Source organism: Betaproteobacteria bacterium (assembly GCA_009377585.1).
GTDB lineage: Bacteria > Pseudomonadota > Gammaproteobacteria > Burkholderiales > WYBJ01 > WYBJ01.
Genome location: WHTS01000016.1, coordinates 65,950 through 83,136 on the forward strand (window position 1 = coordinate 65,950; position 17,187 = coordinate 83,136).

The window sequence follows — 17,187 nt, forward strand, 5'->3', positions numbered from 1 at the left end:
GGCATCGCCACGGGAAACAACAGCGCCCTTCAAGAGGCGGCCGTGAATTCAAATGCAATCCCCAAGAGGAGGTTTTATGCATCAAGCGAAACATCGCATCGGTCGTTGTGCTGCATCCATCACCCTCGCCGTCGCCACGTTGCTCGCCGCGCCGGCGGCACAATCGCAGTCGAATTTCCCCGATCGCCCCATCCGCCTCATCGTACCTTTCCCGCCGGGCGGTCAGACCGACAACGTGGGCCGGCATCTTGGCGTGAAGCTGACTTCGGTCATCGGCCAGCAGGTCATCGTCGAAAACCGCTCCGGCGCGGCCGGCACGATCGGCAGTGCGGAGGCGGCAAGCGCGAAGCCCGACGGCCATACCCTGGTGATCGCCACCAGCTCGACCCACGCGATCAATCCGACTGTCATGTCGAACGTACCCTACGACGTTATTGCGGATTTCACCCCGATCTCGGTGCTCGGCACGGGTCCCATCGCGGTTTCGGTCCATCCGGTCGTCCCTGCGCGCTCGCTGAAGGAATTGATCGCCGCTGCCAAGGCGCGTCCCGGCTACTATTCCTACGGCTCTTCGGGCGTCGCCTCGATCAACAATCTCGCCGGCGAGTTGTTGAAGATGAAGGCGGGCAACCTGCAGATCCTGCACGTGCCGTTCAAGGGATCCGGGCCCAGCGTTCAGAATCTTGTCGGCGGCCAGATCGACATCGTGTGCTCGACGCTGAGCGCCGCGCTTCCGCATCATCGCTCGGGCCGGATCCGGACGCTGGCCATCATGAAAGAGGAACGCTCGCTCGGCGCGCCCGACATCCCGACCACGGCGGAACTGGGTCTTCCGGAGGTGATTGCGTACACCTACAACATCGTCCTGGCGCCGGGAAAAACCCCGCAGCCTGTGGTGGACAGACTGAGCGGGGCGATCGGGAAGGTCATGGCCGACCGCACGTTCACCGAAGTACTGGTCAGGCTCGGCGTCGACCCGAGCAACGACGCGAGCCCGCAGCGGGCCGTCACAATGATCCGGGCGGAGCTCGCCAAGTGGCAGCCGATCATCCAGGCGCTGGGCCTGGGCGCCGATACGCCCATCCGCTCGGCTTCCCCGCGCAGGTGATCGAGCGCTGCTGCGGTCGCGCCGGTCGCGACCGCAGCCCGCTGCCCTGCCCGATCCGGAACCGGGCGCGGCGAGCATCCCCGCGTGCATCCCCTTTTTGGCGTGCGGGTATGACACAATGCTCGCGCTTGCACCCGCCGGCGTGCTTGGGCGGGAGGACCAACTCTGGATGAACCGATTGGAGGCACCCATGGCATTCAAGATCAGAAGAGTCGGGCACCTCGTCTTGCGCGTGAAGGACATCGAACGCTCGAAGCGATTTTTTCAGGACGTACTGGGATTCCCCGTGGTCGCGCAGAACGACCGCGGAATGGTGTTCTTCAGCACCGACGTGAAGGACAACCACCACATGCTCGCGCTGATTCCGGGTAAGGAAAGCGCCAACATGCCGACTCCGGACCAGATCGGCATGGAGCACGTATCGTTCGAGCTGGGGAGCTTCGCCGAGCTTCAGGACGCCTACAGGACGTTCAAGGAAAAGGACGTGAAGATCTGCCATACGGTCTTCCACGGCATATCGAAGAGCGTCTATTTCAACGATCCCGACGGCAACATGCTCGAGGTCTATTGCAACGTGCCTGCCGAGGAATATCGCAAGTCGGTATCCAACCCCTATTCGCGCTACGGCAGCATCGACGAGGAGCTCGAGGGCAAGTCACCGCAGAGAGAAGGGACCGTCGCACCCTGAGCCCGGCTCGCGGAAGCGGCTTCCCCCTCACCGGTTCCAGCATGGGAGAGCCTGCGGCGGAGCGCAGCGGCCAGCATGGCGTCGTTGATCGCCAGCGGGACGCGTTGCGTCAGGCGGCCCGCGCGGATGGATACGGGCAGCGTATTCGGCGCACAAACGCCTGATCGATGCCGAACGCTAGTCGAGCATCAGCAGCTTCGCCAGCCCATTCACGTCGGCGCATTGTTCGAGGCGCGTGAGGCCATCGAACGCGCGCTCGGCGCGTGCAGGATCGACGCCGCCGTGCTCGGCGCAGTCGAGGAACTTGTGTCGGATATCGTCCCAACCGAGCTCGAGCTTCGGATGTCCGGGGGCAACGTCGACGCGCAAGGTCTCGCTGCGCCCGTCCGTCGTGTTCACTTCCACTTCGACGAATCCGCGCGCGCCGGCGGGTCGTGTCTCGAGCAGCGGGTCGTAGCCGCCGCAGCGCACGTCCTCCTTGACGTCGATCTTGTCGTAGAGCGCATGCACCGCCGGCCGGTTGACCGCCTCGTCGCTGAAGCTGCCGACCCCATAGGCGCCGTCGAGCACGCCGGCCGCAAGCACGTAGGGCAGGCTGAACTTGCCTTCGAGGCCGGTCCTCGGGCGCGGGTAGATCAGCACCTGCATGCCGCCCGGCGGCATGCGGCACTCCAGGCGCGCGAGAACGTCGGCGGTAAGCCCCAGCTTGTGCTTGAGTTGCAGCACGCCGTGCATGGCCCGCTGCGAGCCGTTGTAGCAGGGAAAGCGCTTGAGCCCGATGCCCGGGTCGACGATCGCATACGGGCGCCCCAGCGCGTCGCAGGGAACATTCGGATCGGAGCGCTCGGCGCCGTACGCCGCAAAGAATCCTGACTTCGCTTCCAACGTATCGGGGGCAGCGGTGAACCCGCAGCGAGCGAGCTCGACCGCAACCACTGCATTGCGAGCAGCCCAGCCCGTGTGCAAAGGCTTGGTCATGGTGCCGAAGTTGCGGCGCACGCCGCTGGCCATCGAGGCTGCGATGCCCAGCACGGTTCGGATCGCCTCGGCATCGAGCCGGTGATGCTTGGACAGCGCCGCGGCTGCCGAAAATATTCCCAGCGTGCCCGTGCCGTGAAAGCCGCGGTTGTAGTGGCCGTTGGTGATGCCGAGGCCGATCTTCGCGCCCACCTCGATGCCGATCACGTAGGCTTCGATCAACTGCCGGCCGCTCGACTTGTCGGGCCCGAGGCTCGCGAGCAGCGAGGCCAGCACGATGGAGCTCGGATGTCCCGGCATCATCGTCAGCACGTCGTCGAAATCGAGGCTGTGGCCGAAGGTGCCGTTGACCATCGCGGCGAGCTCGGCAGACGTGCGCACGCGCGTGCCGAGGATCGGCCGGTCACCCGTGCCCCCGGCTCGTTCGACGTAGCGCAGCAGCGGCTGCGCGGTTTCGCTGCCGGCGCCCGCGATGATGCAGGCGAACGTGTCGGCGATGACCTTCTTCGCTTTCACGGTAGCTTCCGCCGGAAAATCCTGCGCTCCGCTGTCCGCAACGAAGCGGGCGATGCATTCCGTCAGTCCCGCCATGACACTCTCCTCTTATCGACCATTCGCAAAATGACTGACGAACCACTGTGCGCTCGAAGCTCCCCTCTCCCTTCGGGAGAGGGGTTGGGGTGAGGGGTTGGGGTGAGGGGTTGGGGTGAGGGATCGAGCGTATCAGGTACTCGAGGAACGCTCGACAAATCGTCAGCGCCGGCCGAGCACCTCATCGTTGAACACGTTGATCGGCTTGCCGGCCGCGAATGCGAGGATGTTGTCCGCCGCGACCCGATAGAAGTCCTCGTACTTCTCGCGCACGGCGTAGCCCAGATGCGGCGTGCACAGCGCGTTCGGCAGGTGCAGCAGCGGATGGTCGGCGCCCAGCACGGGCTCCTCCTCATAGACGTCGACGGCAGCGTAACCGGGACGTCCCTGCTTCAGTGCAGCCACCAAGGCGCCCGGCTCGATGAGGCGCATGCGGCTGGTGTTGACCAACAGCGACGTTGGTTTCATGCCGGCAAGATCCCCCGCCTTCACGATGCCTTCCGTCTGCGCGTTGGCGAAAAGGTGCAGCGTCAGCACATCCGCCTCGGCGAAAAACGCTTCGCGGCTCTCCGGCACCTCGTACCCGGTCTCGCGCGCCCGCTGCTTCGAGGCCTCCCTCCCCCACACCGTGACTTTCATGCCGAAAGCATGTCCCACCTCGGCCACCCAGCCACCGATCTTTCCCAATCCGTACACGCCCAGGGTCTTGCCGCGCAGCTCGGTTCCGGCGGTCGTGTTCCAGTGTCCGCGCTTCATCTGCTCGACTTCATAAGGCAGATGGCGCGCGGCGGCAAGGATGAGCGCCCATGTGAGCTCGGCAGTCGAATAGGCCTTGGCGCCCCCCGGCGCGACGCAGACGAGGATTCCCCGTTCGCTGCAAGCGGCGCGATCGAAATGATGTCGATGACTGCCGGTCTGCGCGATGAGCTTCAGCCGCGGCAGCTTCTCGATCAGGGCACGCGGAAATAGCGTGCGCTCCTGCGTCGCCACGACCACATCCGCTTCGGCCAGGCGCGCAACGAGCTGGTCGAGATCCTTCGCGGTGTCGCGATGCACGACCACTTCGTGGCCCTGCAAGCGCGGGTAGCTCGCGCTCGTGCGGAACATGTCGGCATAGTCGTCGAGCACTACGATTTTCATACGGGCCTTTCTCCGAAGATTTGCACCGGATCGGCTGAGCGCTTCGGTCACACACCGGTACGTTGCGTTGTAAGAGCAATTGTCAACGGATTCTTGCGCTCAGTGTCACTTGCATCGAGGAGGCGAATGATCTCCAGCGTCCCTAATCCATGTAACAAGGGTTAACCCGACGCGTCCGTCTTCGTCAATTTCCGTGTCAACTCTAAATTGTCCGGTTGGAGTCCTCACTTCAGTGCCATACGGCACCGGTACCGCGGAACGATGCGCACCAAAGATGTATTCCACTATGCCGCCAACTACAGCCTCATTCATCTCATCGCGGATAGCGTCCACAGGATCCACATTGAGCTTTCTTTCGACCAGTCGCGCAACCGCGTGAGCTGTTACGTGCCATTGCCCGTATTCGAGCGTGGCGTTTCGTCGGAAGACTGCGCAATTCTCTCTTGAACTCGCTAATCCGATCAAATGCGTCTTTGGATTCGACGGCGAATCTACCGCGAAGCGACGCGTTGGGCATGCAGCGCATCGTAGACGACAAGTCCGGGCAGCACGTTCATGTAGTCCGGCGTACTTTGAATTCGGACGAACTGTTCGATGAGGTAGGCACGAACATCAGCCGTGGCGACACGGATGTCCTTTTCGATGGATTGGCGTCCTTCTACTACGTTGATAATGTCTTCGAAGTCGTGGCTGGATGGCATGTCGGCATTGCCGCGCGTAAGAAATGCTTCAAACTTGGTGGCGAGAAACGCCGGCGCGGAAATCAGGTTGATCGTCGTACCGCTTGGCAGGGTCAACCTGCCGGCCGTTGCCACCACTTCTCGGTACCAGCGGTTGGAAAAGCCGAGCACGCGCTCGTCGCTTGGCATCAGATCCACCTCGATTCCGCGGATACGCCAACGGCAGATCGGAGCCTGAGGCGACACATCGCGCACAAAACCGAGTTGCTCGAATTTGCGCTCCAGCGCATGGTATTCGCGCAATGTCGCAACCTCGACGGCTAGGTCCACGTCGAAGGTCACGCGCGGCGGCGGCGCGGTCGGCGCGTCGATCAGGAGGCTTGCGGCGCACCCACCGACCAGGACCAGCGCGTCTCGCAGATCGCCCAGCGCTGCAGCAACCATTTCGACGTTCTGAATGTTGGGATCGCCCGCGATCACAGGCGCTCCTCGAACATTTGTCGTGCGAGCGCGCGCTCGCGTGCATTACCCGTGCGGATAGCGTCGAACAAGGCAAGCTGCTCGTAAAACGCCGGACTGCGCTGCGCCGCTGCGGGCGCGGACGGATATAACGGGACCAGCGTGATACCTCGCACCCTGCCTTCGGCTGACGGCCATACCGGCGCAGGGTCCGCCGACGGCACGATATGCGCGTTGAGCGGCGGGGCCGCATGAGCCGTCGGGACGCCCCCAACCATGCCGCCACGTACGGGCGGAAATGCGTACTTCGCGCCGTGATACAGAAACTCCTTGAAGGCCGGCAGGAGAATTCTCGGGCGCTTTTCCTCGAAGAACAGTAGGCGTGCGGTCACCGCCCGCTTGAAAGCTGCGTGCACTTCCGACATCGACAAGCCCGCGAATCCCGACAGCTCGGGATAAGTCGTGCCCTGATCGCGGGAGGCGGCCAACGCCAACAGGACGTACAGGTCCTGAGGCTTGAGAACGAGCTGTCGATCGGCGCGTGCGGGCATGATCATGAACGACTTTCGCGTTTCGCGAAACACGAAAATAATGCCGCAACCGGCCCGTTGTCAAGTTTCCCACGGGTCGCGCCAAAGAAAGCGCTGCGCATCAGCTCACGACGATACCCAGCACGAGAAGCTCGCTGGACGCCACGGCATCGCTGCCGGGCTCAAATCATCTGCCATGCGAACGCAAGTCCAACGGACGCGTGAGGAAACACTTCGCCATGCAGATGCGAGATCAGTAATCGTCCCCCCGGCAAAGCCAGGCAAAGCCGGGGTTTCCTCGTTTTGGCCAAAACGTCATGGCGCGTCCACTGCGTGGTCCCTATAAAGCGCAGCGGCTCGATCACGCTATGCTCGTACGAGCCTGTGTTAGCCTTCGAAGTGCTGCCAAGCGCGCACTGCGGGCGTAGCCCTCTTCGCGACAAGAAACGCCGCACGAAAACGGCGCAAACGCCACGCTCGTTTCGCCGCCTGCAGCACTGCCACCCTGTCGCGCAGGAAGCATACTGCAATCCAATAGAGGAGTCGGTAACGATGTTGCAGCGTCACCTCATTGCTCATTGTGCGCGAGCGGTACTCGGCCTGGCTGTCGCAGCGATGGCCGCAAACGCAATGGCGCAAAGCTATCCAACACGCAACGTGCGCATGGTCGTACCCTTTTCCCCCGGAGGCGGCAGTGACCTGCATGCGCGCACGCTGGCGAACGCCTTGAGCAAGATCTGGAATCGTTCGGTGGTGGTCCAAAACATGGGCGGCGCGGGCGGCGGCGTCGGCGCAGCGCACGTTGCGAAGTCCACGCCGGACGGCTACACGATCTTCTTTGCCACCCACCCCATACTCGCGATCAACCCCGAGCTCTACAAGACGCTTCCCTACGATCCCGACAAGGACTTCGCGCCGGTCACGAAGCTGGGAGAAACCGCGCTCATGCTGATGGTCAGCACATCCGCGAGCTTCAACTCAGTGCCCGAACTCATCAAGCTCGCCAAGGACAAGCCGAATACGCTCAACTTCGGCTCCGGTGGCCCCGGGACCACGCAGCATCTCAGCGCCGAACTGTTCCAGTACATGGCCGATATCGCGCTCGTGCACGTGCCGTTCAAAGGCGGCGCGCTCGCCACCGCGGCCCTGATGGGCGGCGAGATCCACCTGCAGTTCAACTCGGCCTATCCCGGCATGATGTCGATGAAGACAGGCAAGCTGCGCGGAATTGCGGTGACGAGCAGGAACCGCCTGCCCGTGGCACCTGACATCCCCACGATGAGCGAGTTCCTGAAGGGCTACGAATCGGTGCTCGGCTACGGGATTCTCGTGCCGGCCGCGACACCCACGGATATCGTCGCGGTGTTGAACCGCGACATCAACAAGGTGCTGTCGGACCCGGCTTACGAGAAGGAAATGGCGAACCGGGCGACCTACCTGGATGGCGGCACGCCGGAGCAATTCAGGAGCTGGCTCGCAGCCGAGCGCAAGAAATGGGGCGATCTGATCCGGCGCCTGGATCTGAAGCTCGGCTGAGCGGTCTTCCCGCAAGTATTCGCAGTCAAGGGCGCCGAGGTCGCGACCGCCGCAACCGATGCACGAGGAATAATCGATGGACGCAGTAAATCCCGTAGTTTTCGACAGCACCGTCGCCCGCTCCGAGAAAGAGCTGGTCGAGCGATGGCTCGAGCAGCTCGACGCCGCGCTGTGCAGCAACGACCGGGCATCGATTGCATCGCTGTTCGCGTCCGACGGCCATTGGCGCGACCTCCTCGCCTTCACCTGGTCGATCACGCCGCGCGAGGGCGCCGCAGCCATTGCCGCGTCGATGGTGGCACAGCAGACATCGGCCCAGGCGCGCGGATTCGCGATCGCAGAGGGACGCACACCGCCGCGCCGCGTGCAAAGAGCCGGGGTCGACGTCATCGAGGCCATCTTCCAGTTCGAAACCGAGGTCGGCCGCGGCTTCGGCGTGGTCCGGCTGTTGGCCGAAGATCCTTCGAGAGCCTTCCAGTTGATGACCGGCTTGCATGAGCTGAAGGGATTCGAGGAGAAGATCGGCAAGCGCCGGCCCACCGGCGAAGCGTTCTCACGCAATTTCGGCGGCACGAACTGGAAAGAGCAGCGTATTGCCGCCCAGGCGTATCCGGATCGCGAGCCGGTAGTGCTGATTGTGGGTGGCGGACAAGCGGGGCTGTCGCTCGCCGCAAGGCTGGGGCGCATCGGCGTCGAGACGCTCGTCGTGGACCGCCTGCCGCGCGTTGGCGACTGCTGGCGCACCCGCTACCACTCGCTCGCTCTGCACAACGATACGCAAAACAACCATCTGCCCTACATGCCGTTCCCGCCCTCGTGGCCGACCTACCTGCCGAAGGACATGGTGGCCGATTGGTTCGAGGCCTACGCGTGGGCTATGGAGCTCAATTTTTGGACCAGTACCGAGCTGGTCAGAGCCGCTTACGATCAGGAAGCGGGGCGCTGGGACGCGGTCGTGCGTTGCGGCGAAGGTTCCGAGCGCATGCTGCATCCCCGCCACCTGGTCTTCGCGAATGGCCTGGTCGGTTCGCCGCACGTTCCGGATCTGCCGGGTCTGAAGGACTTCAAGAACGACGTGATGCATACCACGCAATTCACCAACGGCGCGCAGTGGCGAGACAAGAAGGCGCTGGTGATAGGCACGGGGACGAGCGGTCACGACGTCGCGCAGGATCTGCACGCCAACGGTTGCAAAACCACCCTCGTCCAGCGCGGACCTACGATGGTGGTGAGCATCGACCCCTCTGCGAAGCTGACCTACGGCATCTACAACGGCGTCCCGATCGAAGATGGCGACCTCCTGGCCGCTACCAACACGAAGCCAGTCGTCAAGAAGAATCTTCAGGTTCTCACCGCGCGCATGCTGGAGAACGACAGGAAAACGAACGAGGCGTTGATCGCGCGCGGCTTCAAATTCACCACCGGCGAGGACGGGGCCGGGCACCAATGGATGGTGCGCACGCGCTACGGCGGCTACTACCTCGACGCCGGCTGCTCGCAGCTCATCATCGACGGCAAGATCGGCCTGCTGCAGTACGAAGAGATCGAGCGCTTCGTCGAAACCGGTGCGCTACTCAAGAACGGTGCAGTCGCGCCGGCGGATCTCATCGTGCTGGCGACCGGCTTCGTGCGCCAGGAAGTGGTCATGGCGACGATCCTCGGCGAGCAGATGACGAGGAAAGTCGGACCGGTCTGGGGTTTCGGCCCCGACGGCGAGATGAACAATATGTGGAAGCGCACCCCTCAGGAGGGCCTCTGGTTCGTGGGTGGCAGCTTCGCCAACTGCCGGACGTATTCGCGTTACGTCGCCGTGCAGATCAAGGCGATCGAGGCAGGAATTCTTCCCAAGCGCTGAGCCGGTTTGGGGCCCAACCGGGCATGGCGGAAAATGAATTTCACTTGTCCGGACGGGCGAAGCCCTTGGCGGCGGCGCCCACAATCCGGAACCCAAGGGAGTACACTCACCCGTACGATATAGCCATCGTTGTCCGTCGTTGCAGTGCCTTAGAGGAGGAGTGCATGATGCGCGGTGTAATCGGAGCAAGTCGGGGGTTGGCGTTATCAATTGCGGCCGTGGTCTGGATGTGCCCGGCCGCTTCGTATGCACAAAATTATCCCAGCAAGGCTGTCCGTTACGTCATCCCATTCGCTGCGGGCAGCGGCAACGACATCGTCGGACGTCTGCTCACGGACCGATTGACGCGCCTGTGGCACCAGCAGGTCATCGTCGACAACCGGGTGGGCGCTTCCGGTTCGATCGGCGCGGCGTACGTCGCGAAGGCGCCGGCAGACGGCTACACGCTGCTTCATTGCAATATCGCGCCGAATGCGATCTCGCTGTCGATGATCAAGAATATTCCGTACCGGCACGAGGATTTCGCTCCGATCTCGCGCATCGGCCAGCCGACCAATGTCATCCTCGTGCACCCTTCGACCCCGTTCAAGTCGATCAAGCAGCTGGTGGCCTTCGCCCGGGACAACCCGGGCAAGCTGAGTTACGCCTCCAGCACCGTCGGCACCTCGCCGCAGCTGACCATGGAATGGTTCAAGCTGCGCATGAAGCTCGACATCGTGAACATCAATTACAAGAACTCCGCCCAGGCCACCGGCGACGTCATCGCCGGCCAGATCCCGATCAACATCACGAACGCGCCGTTCGTCGTTCCGCACATCAAGCAAGGACGCCTGCGCGCCCTTGCAGTCTCGAGCGCCGAACGTCAAGCCCTGTTGCCGGACGTGCCGACCATGCAGGAATCGGGCGTGTCCGACTTCGTGGTCAACTCCTGGTACGGGGTGTGCGCGCCGGCCGACACGCCCGCGGCGATCCTCGACAAGGTGAATGCCGATTTGCACAAGGTCATGCGTATCCCCGAGTTTGCGCAGCGCCTCACCGAGCTGGGCATGCCGCCCACTCCGACCACCCGCGCTGAATTCGATCAGTTCATTCGCAGCCAGATTGCGCACTGGGCGCAGGTGATCAAGGACGCAAAGATTCCCAAGCTGTAGTTGCGAAGCTTTCCCTCCTCGGATGAGGAGGGGTGGCGCGAAGCGCCGGGGGTGAGGCCGGGAATTCGCGGACCGTGGTCCGCGCCGGGCGAACGGCATCGGCCTGCATGCCGATGCGCGCCCTGCAAGGGGTATGGTTCTCGATCGCACAAGACCACCCCGTCCGCGACATCGTCGCGTCCAGCCCCTCCTTGAATAGGAGGGGAATGAAAAACGTCCCCTCCTCTCTCAAGAAACCCAACCAGGTTTCTTAACCGCGCCTGCCCGCCTGCGGGCTAATACTGCTCACGAGGAGGGGTGTCGGCGCAGCCGACGGGGCGGTATGGTTGCGGCTCGCAGCGGACGGGGTGGTGTGGTTGCGGCTAGTAAGGCCGATCGCCGCGCACCAGCATGCGATAGAGCCTGCGCTGCTGGCTGTGATCGAAGTCGAACCCGGCTTTGTGCAGCGACTGGCGATCGTCGATGATCAGCAGATCGCCTTTCTGGTACTCGTGCGCATAGCAGAATTGTGGCTGGGTGACCCGGTCGGTGAGCTCCTGCAGGAAGTCCTGCGTTTGCTCCGGCGTCATGCCGATGATCTTTTCCGTCTTGCTCTTGTGGAACCACACTGCCTTCGTGCCGGTTTCCGGGTGCGTGCGCACCAGCGGCTGGATCGTCGGCGGCTTGCCGGACTCCAGCTGATCGCGCAGGATGTCGGGATTGGCGATCTTGAAGCGCGCGCTGCTGATGAGCGTGTTCTCCGTCTTCATGCCGGTGATCTTCTGCTTCAGATCCTCCGGGAGCGCTTCGTAGGCCGCGCGCGAATTGCACACTGAGGTCGCACCGCCCTTGTCGGGCACCGCCACCGCGTAGAGCATGGTGAACTTGGGCGGCATCTCCTGATTGGTGTGATCGGTATGCCAGGTGGCGTTGTTGCCGACCTTGGCTGGTTTGCCCTGACTGTCCTGGTGGAAGTTGTCGAGCACGCTGATCAACGGAAAGCCGTCCACGAGGTAGCGCCGGTTCTGGTCCTCCATCAGCTCGCCGAACATCTCGGCGGCGGCCTGCAGCTGTGCGGGCGTAAGGTGCGCTTGTCCGCGTATGACCATGACGACGTTCTCGACCACGGCGTCGTACAGCTTCTTGCGGGTTGCCGCGTCGACGGGCTGCGCCAGGTCGACGCCGGTGACGATGGCGCCGATGTGCTCCTTCACCTTGGTGATCTGCATGGTCCGGGCGGCTGCTGGCATCACGGCGCTCATGGCGTTCTCCTCGACGGCGATCCGGATTGTGGACTTAAGGCTGCAACGCTCTCGGGCGATGATACGCGCACTCACACCGCCGTGGAAAACCGGCCCGACAGCTTGCGCATCTGGTTCCTGCAGGCCGGGACGGCGGGCCGGACATCGGAAGGTGCCGGCGAGCGAGGGATGCTCGCCCGATGTTACTGCGGTTTGATGCCCGCCGACTTGATTCGCTTCCCCCATTGCGCGGAATCCGCTTCCAGGAACGCCTTCGTTTCCGCCGGCGTTGCGAAGCCCGGCTCGACGCCCTGCTTGGTCAAGGCGTCGATGACGTCTTTCGATGCCAAGGCCTTTCTCACGCCCTCGCTCAGAACCTTCACCGCGTCGCCGGGCAGGCCCGCTGGCCCCACCACCGCAAACCAGGTCGGGATGTCGAGCATCGGATAACCGGACTCGGTGAACGTGGGCACTTCCGGCATGAGAGCCGAGTGCCTCGAACCGGTGACGCCCTGCACCTGGATCTTCCCTGCGCGGTAGTGCGGCAGACTCGTCACCATCGGCGCGAATATCAACTGGATGCGCCCACCCAGTAGATCGACCACACCCGCCGTCGTCCCCTTGTACGCCACCATCTGGATGTCGACCCCGGCGGCCTTCTTGAACTCTTCCAGGAGAAAGAAACTGGTGCCGGTGGGACCGCCGCTGCCCGCGTTGTACTGGCCGCGATTCGACTTGAGCAGCGCGACCAGTTCCTTGATGTTCGTGGCCGGCATCGACTTCGCCACGATGAGCGTATAGGGCAGCTTGCCGATCATCGCGACCGGCGTGAAGCCGGCAAGGGGGAAGCTATCGTTACTGGATCGCGAACGCCGCCCAGGGCGCAGCACGACGCCGCCGACGTGCACCGTCGGCGGATCGATTCCTTCCGCAAGAAGAAGCCGGCCGCGCCCTTGCTGGCGGCCGGGTAGCTCGCGCCGGCCGCGCTCCTATGCTCGCCTGCGCCGGCGCGCGGCGAAACCGACCGCACCGAGGCCTGCGAGCATGAGCGCATACGCGGACGGCTCGGGCACCGCCGTCACGTTGATGGTGAGCGAATCGGCGGTTGCGCCGCTTCCCCACTGCCAGGAGAACGAGTCACCCGCGGCAACGCCCAGGCGACTCAACTCCAATCCGGCGAACGTGCCGGATGACGACAGGGCCGCGCCGCTTACGTAAGTGCTCGAGACTCCGATTCCCACGCGATCGTTGGATTGACTGTATCCAAGCGAGAGGATGTCTCCGGCCGCGGTGGAGAAGAACAGCTGCGTTTGCCCCGACCGCTCAGCGCCGAAGAACGGGTACGGCAAACTGGAGAACGTGGGACCCGACAGCAGCGTGAATGCACCTATCGGATTGCCCAGCACCAACGCCTGACTGGTACCGAGGTCCCCGCCAAAATCGATCATCCCGGGCCCGCTCGGGAGGAAGCTCCCTATGGAATCGGTCAGGTCGGAAAGGTTCAACGTCCCGGATGCCGTGACGACGACATCGGACCCGTTGTCCGTCATGTCGATCGTTACCCCTGCATATCCCGCACCGCTCGTCATCGCAAACAGCCCGACACTTGCCAAGGTCGTTCGAATCACCGGCTTCATGGGCACCTCCTCCGTCGAAAAGCCAAGCAACCAAGCTATGCTGGATCATGGGCCGCGAAACGACCGGGCGTTAGCAACTATTTCCGCACGGGCGATTCGTGCCAGCCTCGACTCCCGTGGGCTGGTGCTTGGCGAGCCACCCGAAATCGGGATGGTTGGTCGGATTATTTCCGGGAATGGGCGAACGTGCGCATACGTTTTGTAGCCGGTTTGTTTCCTGCGTGTTTCAGAGCGGCATCGCGGTCGTCGTAATGACGGCAGATGCGGCGAAGTCTGCTTGACAACCCCGGCCACCGCGGTTGCAGCGAACCCGCTTGCGCCAAGCTGGTCAAGAACGCAAGGATTGACTATGCTTTGCCGCAGGCGAACAGGTCGTCGCGCAGGCGAACAGGTCGTCGTTTGCCGCAGGCGAACAGGTCGTCGAAAGGGGGTGCCGGAATGAGCATCATGCCCAGGGAAATCGGCCATGTCGTACTGAACGTGACCGATGTCGAACGCTCCACCAAGTTCTATCGCGACGTAGTGGGGTTCCAGGTCTCCCGGTTTCGGCCCGATCGCAGCGCGGCGTTCCTGACCTGCGGCATCGTCCACCATAACCTCGCCCTGTTCCAGGCGCCGGAGGGCGCGCGGCCGGCCGAAAAAGGTGCGATCGGCCTCAATCACTTCGCCTTCCGGGTGGACGATTACCCGATGCTGCAGGCCGCGCACCGGCGGCTGCTGGCAGCCAAAGCCACCATCGACCACATCGTCGATCACGGCATGACCCGCAGCGTCTACTTCCTGGATCCCGACGGGATCGAGATGGAGCTCTTCTGCAATACCTTCGCCACCGAGAAGGAAGGACTCGAATACACGAAGTCCACCTTCGGCGGCGGCGTGCCGATGGATATTTCGGCGTCCGAACCGCCGCGGCCGGAGATTCCGCAAGGCGATTTCACCAAGGTCGTCTGAGCTCGTCGCATGCCGTTACGCGACGTGGGCTCAGCCGTACAGGCGAGGATGCATCCGGAATAGATCTTCTCGAGCAGGTGCCCAGGACCCGAACCATGATCTCCCAGGAACAGAACGACGCCCTTACCCGCACCGATGCCGGCACGCCGATGGGCGACCTTTTCCGGCGCTACTGGATACCGGCCCTGCAGGCCTGGGAGCTGCCCGAGCCCGACTGCCCGCCGCTGCGGGTGAAACTGCTCGGCGAGCGCCTGATCGCCTTTCGCGACAGCCAGGGGCGCCTGGGCCTCCTCGACGAGTTCTGCGCGCATCGCGGCGTGTCGCTGTGGTTCGGCCGCAACGAGGAAAACGGCCTGCGCTGCCCCTATCACGGTTGGAAATACGACATCACCGGGCAATGCGTCGATCTGCCGTCGGAAGGAGCCGACAGCCCCATGTGCCGGCGCATCCGGCTCAAATCTTATCCATGCATCGAAGCCGGCGGTGTCGTCTGGACCTACATGGGGCCGCCGCACCTGCAGCCGGCGCTCCCCGAGCTCGAATGGGTGCGCGTGCCGGCCGAGCGGCGCTACGCCTCGAAGCGCTTGCAGGAGTCGAACTATCTGCAAGCGCTCGAAGGTGGCATCGACTCTTCGCACGTGAGCTTTCTGCATGCCGGCGCGCTCAGGAGCGATCCCCTGCTTTCGGGCAGCCGCGGCAATCGCTACAACGAACATGACCTCATGCCGCAGTTCGAGGTCGCAGAATTTCCCGGCGGCTTGCTGATCGGCGCGCGGCGCAATGCGGACAACGACTGTTACTACTGGCGCATCACGCCCTTCATCATGCCCTGGTATACGATCATCCCGCCGCGAGCGGGGCATCCGCTGGGCGCGCACGCCTGGGTGCCGATCGACGACCAGCACTGCTGGGCCTGGAGCATCAACTACCATCCGCGCCGCGCGTTGAACGAAGCCGAGCTGCAGGCCATGAAGGACGGCAAGGGCATCCACTGCCGCTACGTGCCGGGAACCTTCGTTCCGCTGCAGAACAGCGGCAACGACTACCTCATGGACCGGGCCGCGCAGAAGGCCGGCGTCACCTACTCCGGGGTCGAAGGGATCGCGATGCAGGACGCCTCGGTACAGGAATCGATGGGACCGATCCAGGATCGTACGCGCGAGAACCTGTGCCCGACCGACCGTGGCATCGTCATGACGCGGCGACTGCTGTTGGCGGCGGCGCAAGCCAATCGCGAGGGCAAGCCGCTGCCCGGTCTCGCCCCGGCCGAGCAGCACGTGCGCTCGTGCGCGATCGAGCTGCCGCGCGACCGGCACTTCAACGAGCATGCGCGCCACGGCCTGTTCGCGCCGCTCGATACCGACCCGATCACAGTCTAGTATGGTGAATCGTAAATTTGTCGCAATTTGTCATTCCCGCGCAAGCGGGAATCCAGAACGAGACCCTGCCTGGACCCCCGCGTTCGCGGGGGTGACGAACCTCTGACTCAGGACACTAGCGAGCTTGCGTCAATAACTGGCGAACACCATGGCCGAACGTGTGGAAGCGGCAGTGAGGACAGGTCCGGGCCGGACCGAGTTTCGCGACTACCCGATGCCCGACATCGCCGAGGACAGCGCGCTCCTCAAGATGGAAGTGGCCGGGATCTGCGGCACCGACGTGAAGCTCTATCGGCACCCGCCATCGGACGCGCCCGTGATCATGGGCCACGAGAACATCGGCATCATTGCCAAGGCCGGGCGCGAATTCGTCCGCCGCAAGGGCGTGAAGGAAGGCGACCTAGTATTCGTCGAACATTACGTGATGTGCGGCCGATGCGAATGGTGCCACCTCGGCCAGTACCGCCATTGCGACAACACCGACTGGCGCTCCAATCCCGATGGCATCCGCTACGGCTACACTTCGGCGCAGAGAGCGCCGCACTTGTGGGGCGGATTCGCTCAATACGTCTACCTGCCCTGGAACGCGGTCGTGCACCATGTGCCGAGCGGCGTGACGCCGGAACTGGCCGGGCTGGTGACGCCGATGGCCAACGGCGTCGAGTGGTCGCTGTTCGATGGCGGTGTGGGCTACAACAGCAGCGTCCTGATTCAAGGGCCGGGCCAGCAGGGCCTGTCGCAGACCGTAGTCTGCAAGCAGGCAGGTGCCTCGCTCGTCATCGTCACCGGGACATCCCGGGACGGCACCCGGCTCGAGGTTGCAAAGGCGCTCGGGGCCGATTACACGATCGACGTCGGGCGCGAGGATGCGGCTGCCCGCATCATGGAGATCACGGCCGGCCGCGGCGTCGATGTCGTGCTCGACTGCACCGCGGGCGCGGGAACCACGCCCATCCTGCTCGGCATCGACGCGCTCAAGCGCAAGGGCGGAACGATCGTGGTGCAGGGGGAGATGAAGACCTTTCCGGATTTCCCGCTGGAGAGAATCACGGTCAAGTTCGTCACCATCAAGAGCGCCCGCGGCCACAGCTACCAGGCCTGCGAGCTCGCCTTGCAGCAACTCGCGTCGAAACGTTTTCCGCTCGAAAAGGTGACGACCCATCGCTTCGGATTGAAGGACGTGGATCTGGCGATCCGCTCCGTGGGCGGCCAAGGCGTGCCGGACGTGATTCACGCATCGCTGCTGCCCTGGGCGTGACGATGGCCGTCTCGGCTGCCGCAGGC

Annotated in this window: 14 protein-coding genes and 1 pseudogene; 8 read left to right on the forward strand and 7 right to left on the reverse strand. The window is 63.6% G+C overall.

All coding sequences use genetic code 11. From position 1 onward, the window contains the following. Nucleotides 1-52: 52 nt before the first annotated feature. Nucleotides 53-1,108: a tripartite tricarboxylate transporter substrate binding protein gene (locus tag GEV05_08075; GenBank protein MPZ43342.1), complete on the forward strand. Its 1,056-nt coding sequence runs from the start codon at nt 53-55 to the stop codon at nt 1,106-1,108. Between the two features lie 118 nt (nt 1,109-1,226). Further along, on the forward strand, nt 1,227-1,796 hold the full coding sequence (locus GEV05_08080) for a hypothetical protein (GenBank protein MPZ43343.1): 570 nt from the start codon (nt 1,227-1,229) through the stop codon (nt 1,794-1,796). Nucleotides 1,797-1,973: 177 nt separating this feature from the next. Here the strand turns inward: GEV05_08080 and GEV05_08085 are convergent, their stop codons facing one another. The 4 genes from GEV05_08085 to GEV05_08100 form a co-directional block, all read right to left on the reverse strand. Then, nucleotides 1,974-3,365 (reverse strand): 2-methylcitrate dehydratase, encoded by a 1,392-nt coding sequence (locus GEV05_08085; GenBank protein ID MPZ43344.1) that lies wholly within the window; start codon nt 3,363-3,365, stop codon nt 1,974-1,976. 162 nt (nt 3,366-3,527) lie between these two features. Next, nucleotides 3,528-4,505: a D-2-hydroxyacid dehydrogenase family protein gene (locus GEV05_08090; GenBank protein MPZ43345.1), complete on the reverse strand. Its 978-nt coding sequence runs from the start codon at nt 4,503-4,505 to the stop codon at nt 3,528-3,530. 491 nt (nt 4,506-4,996) lie between these two features. Continuing rightward, entirely contained in the window at nt 4,997-5,665 is a 669-nt protein-coding gene (locus GEV05_08095) for a hypothetical protein (protein ID MPZ43346.1), read from the reverse strand. Next, nucleotides 5,662-6,201: a hypothetical protein gene (locus GEV05_08100; GenBank protein MPZ43347.1), complete on the reverse strand. Its 540-nt coding sequence runs from the start codon at nt 6,199-6,201 to the stop codon at nt 5,662-5,664. Before GEV05_08100 ends, GEV05_08095 begins: the two co-directional genes overlap by 4 nt. Before the next feature lie 525 nt (nt 6,202-6,726). Between GEV05_08100 and GEV05_08105 the strand changes: the two genes are divergently transcribed. From GEV05_08105 to GEV05_08115, 3 genes are all read left to right on the forward strand, one after another. Further along, nucleotides 6,727-7,710 carry a tripartite tricarboxylate transporter substrate binding protein gene (locus tag GEV05_08105; GenBank protein ID MPZ43348.1) on the forward strand — a complete coding sequence of 328 codons (984 nt, stop codon included), beginning with the start codon at nt 6,727-6,729 and terminating at the stop codon, nt 7,708-7,710. A gap of 76 nt (nt 7,711-7,786) precedes the next feature. Beyond that, nucleotides 7,787-9,565, forward strand: a complete 1,779-nt coding sequence (locus tag GEV05_08110; protein ID MPZ43349.1) for a SidA/IucD/PvdA family monooxygenase — start codon at nt 7,787-7,789, stop codon at nt 9,563-9,565. Then, on the forward strand, nt 9,439-10,716 hold the full coding sequence (locus GEV05_08115) for a tripartite tricarboxylate transporter substrate binding protein (protein ID MPZ43350.1): 1,278 nt from the start codon (nt 9,439-9,441) through the stop codon (nt 10,714-10,716). Before GEV05_08110 ends, GEV05_08115 begins: the two co-directional genes overlap by 127 nt. A gap of 362 nt (nt 10,717-11,078) precedes the next feature. Here the strand turns inward: GEV05_08115 and GEV05_08120 are convergent, their stop codons facing one another. The 3 genes and pseudogenes from GEV05_08120 to GEV05_08130 all read right to left on the reverse strand — a co-directional run bounded on the left by GEV05_08120 (nt 11,079) and on the right by GEV05_08130 (nt 13,012). Next, nucleotides 11,079-12,182 carry a hypothetical protein gene (locus GEV05_08120; protein ID MPZ43351.1) on the reverse strand — a complete coding sequence of 368 codons (1,104 nt, stop codon included), beginning with the start codon at nt 12,180-12,182 and terminating at the stop codon, nt 11,079-11,081. Then, complete coding sequence (locus tag GEV05_08125) at nt 12,140-12,844, reverse strand: hypothetical protein (GenBank protein ID MPZ43352.1); 705 nt, start codon at nt 12,842-12,844, stop codon at nt 12,140-12,142. The genes GEV05_08120 and GEV05_08125 overlap by 43 nt, the downstream gene beginning before the upstream one ends. Before the next feature lie 81 nt (nt 12,845-12,925). Continuing rightward, nucleotides 12,926-13,012: pseudogene (locus tag GEV05_08130) on the reverse strand (PEPxxWA-CTERM sorting domain-containing protein). 822 nt (nt 13,013-13,834) lie between these two features. Here GEV05_08130 and GEV05_08135 point away from each other — a divergent pair. The 3 genes from GEV05_08135 to GEV05_08145 all read left to right on the forward strand — a co-directional run bounded on the left by GEV05_08135 (nt 13,835) and on the right by GEV05_08145 (nt 17,161). Then, nucleotides 13,835-14,524, forward strand: a complete 690-nt coding sequence (locus tag GEV05_08135) for a hypothetical protein (protein MPZ43353.1) — start codon at nt 13,835-13,837, stop codon at nt 14,522-14,524. A 95-nt stretch (nt 14,525-14,619) separates the two neighbouring features. After that, nucleotides 14,620-15,903, forward strand: coding sequence for a Rieske 2Fe-2S domain-containing protein (locus tag GEV05_08140; GenBank protein ID MPZ43354.1), 1,284 nt, complete (start codon nt 14,620-14,622; stop codon nt 15,901-15,903). Between the two features lie 148 nt (nt 15,904-16,051). Then, on the forward strand, nt 16,052-17,161 hold the full coding sequence (locus GEV05_08145) for an alcohol dehydrogenase catalytic domain-containing protein (protein MPZ43355.1): 1,110 nt from the start codon (nt 16,052-16,054) through the stop codon (nt 17,159-17,161). Nucleotides 17,162-17,187: the final 26 nt, after the last annotated feature.

Coding starts and splice junctions, on each gene's coding strand:
- GEV05_08140 (MPZ43354.1), top strand. CDS start 14,620: ATGATCTCCCAGGAACAGAACGACGCCCTTACCCGCACCGATGCCGGC.
- GEV05_08110 (MPZ43349.1), top strand. CDS start 7,787: ATGGACGCAGTAAATCCCGTAGTTTTCGACAGCACCGTCGCCCGCTCC.
- GEV05_08085 (MPZ43344.1), bottom strand. CDS start 3,365: ATGGCGGGACTGACGGAATGCATCGCCCGCTTCGTTGCGGACAGCGGA.
- GEV05_08080 (MPZ43343.1), top strand. CDS start 1,227: ATGCTCGCGCTTGCACCCGCCGGCGTGCTTGGGCGGGAGGACCAACTC.
- GEV05_08100 (MPZ43347.1), bottom strand. CDS start 6,201: ATGATCATGCCCGCACGCGCCGATCGACAGCTCGTTCTCAAGCCTCAG.
- GEV05_08105 (MPZ43348.1), top strand. CDS start 6,727: ATGTTGCAGCGTCACCTCATTGCTCATTGTGCGCGAGCGGTACTCGGC.
- GEV05_08145 (MPZ43355.1), top strand. CDS start 16,052: ATGGCCGAACGTGTGGAAGCGGCAGTGAGGACAGGTCCGGGCCGGACC.
- GEV05_08075 (MPZ43342.1), top strand. CDS start 53: ATGCAATCCCCAAGAGGAGGTTTTATGCATCAAGCGAAACATCGCATC.
- GEV05_08090 (MPZ43345.1), bottom strand. CDS start 4,505: ATGAAAATCGTAGTGCTCGACGACTATGCCGACATGTTCCGCACGAGC.
- GEV05_08135 (MPZ43353.1), top strand. CDS start 13,835: ATGCGGCGAAGTCTGCTTGACAACCCCGGCCACCGCGGTTGCAGCGAA.
- GEV05_08120 (MPZ43351.1), bottom strand. CDS start 12,182: ATGGGGGAAGCGAATCAAGTCGGCGGGCATCAAACCGCAGTAACATCG.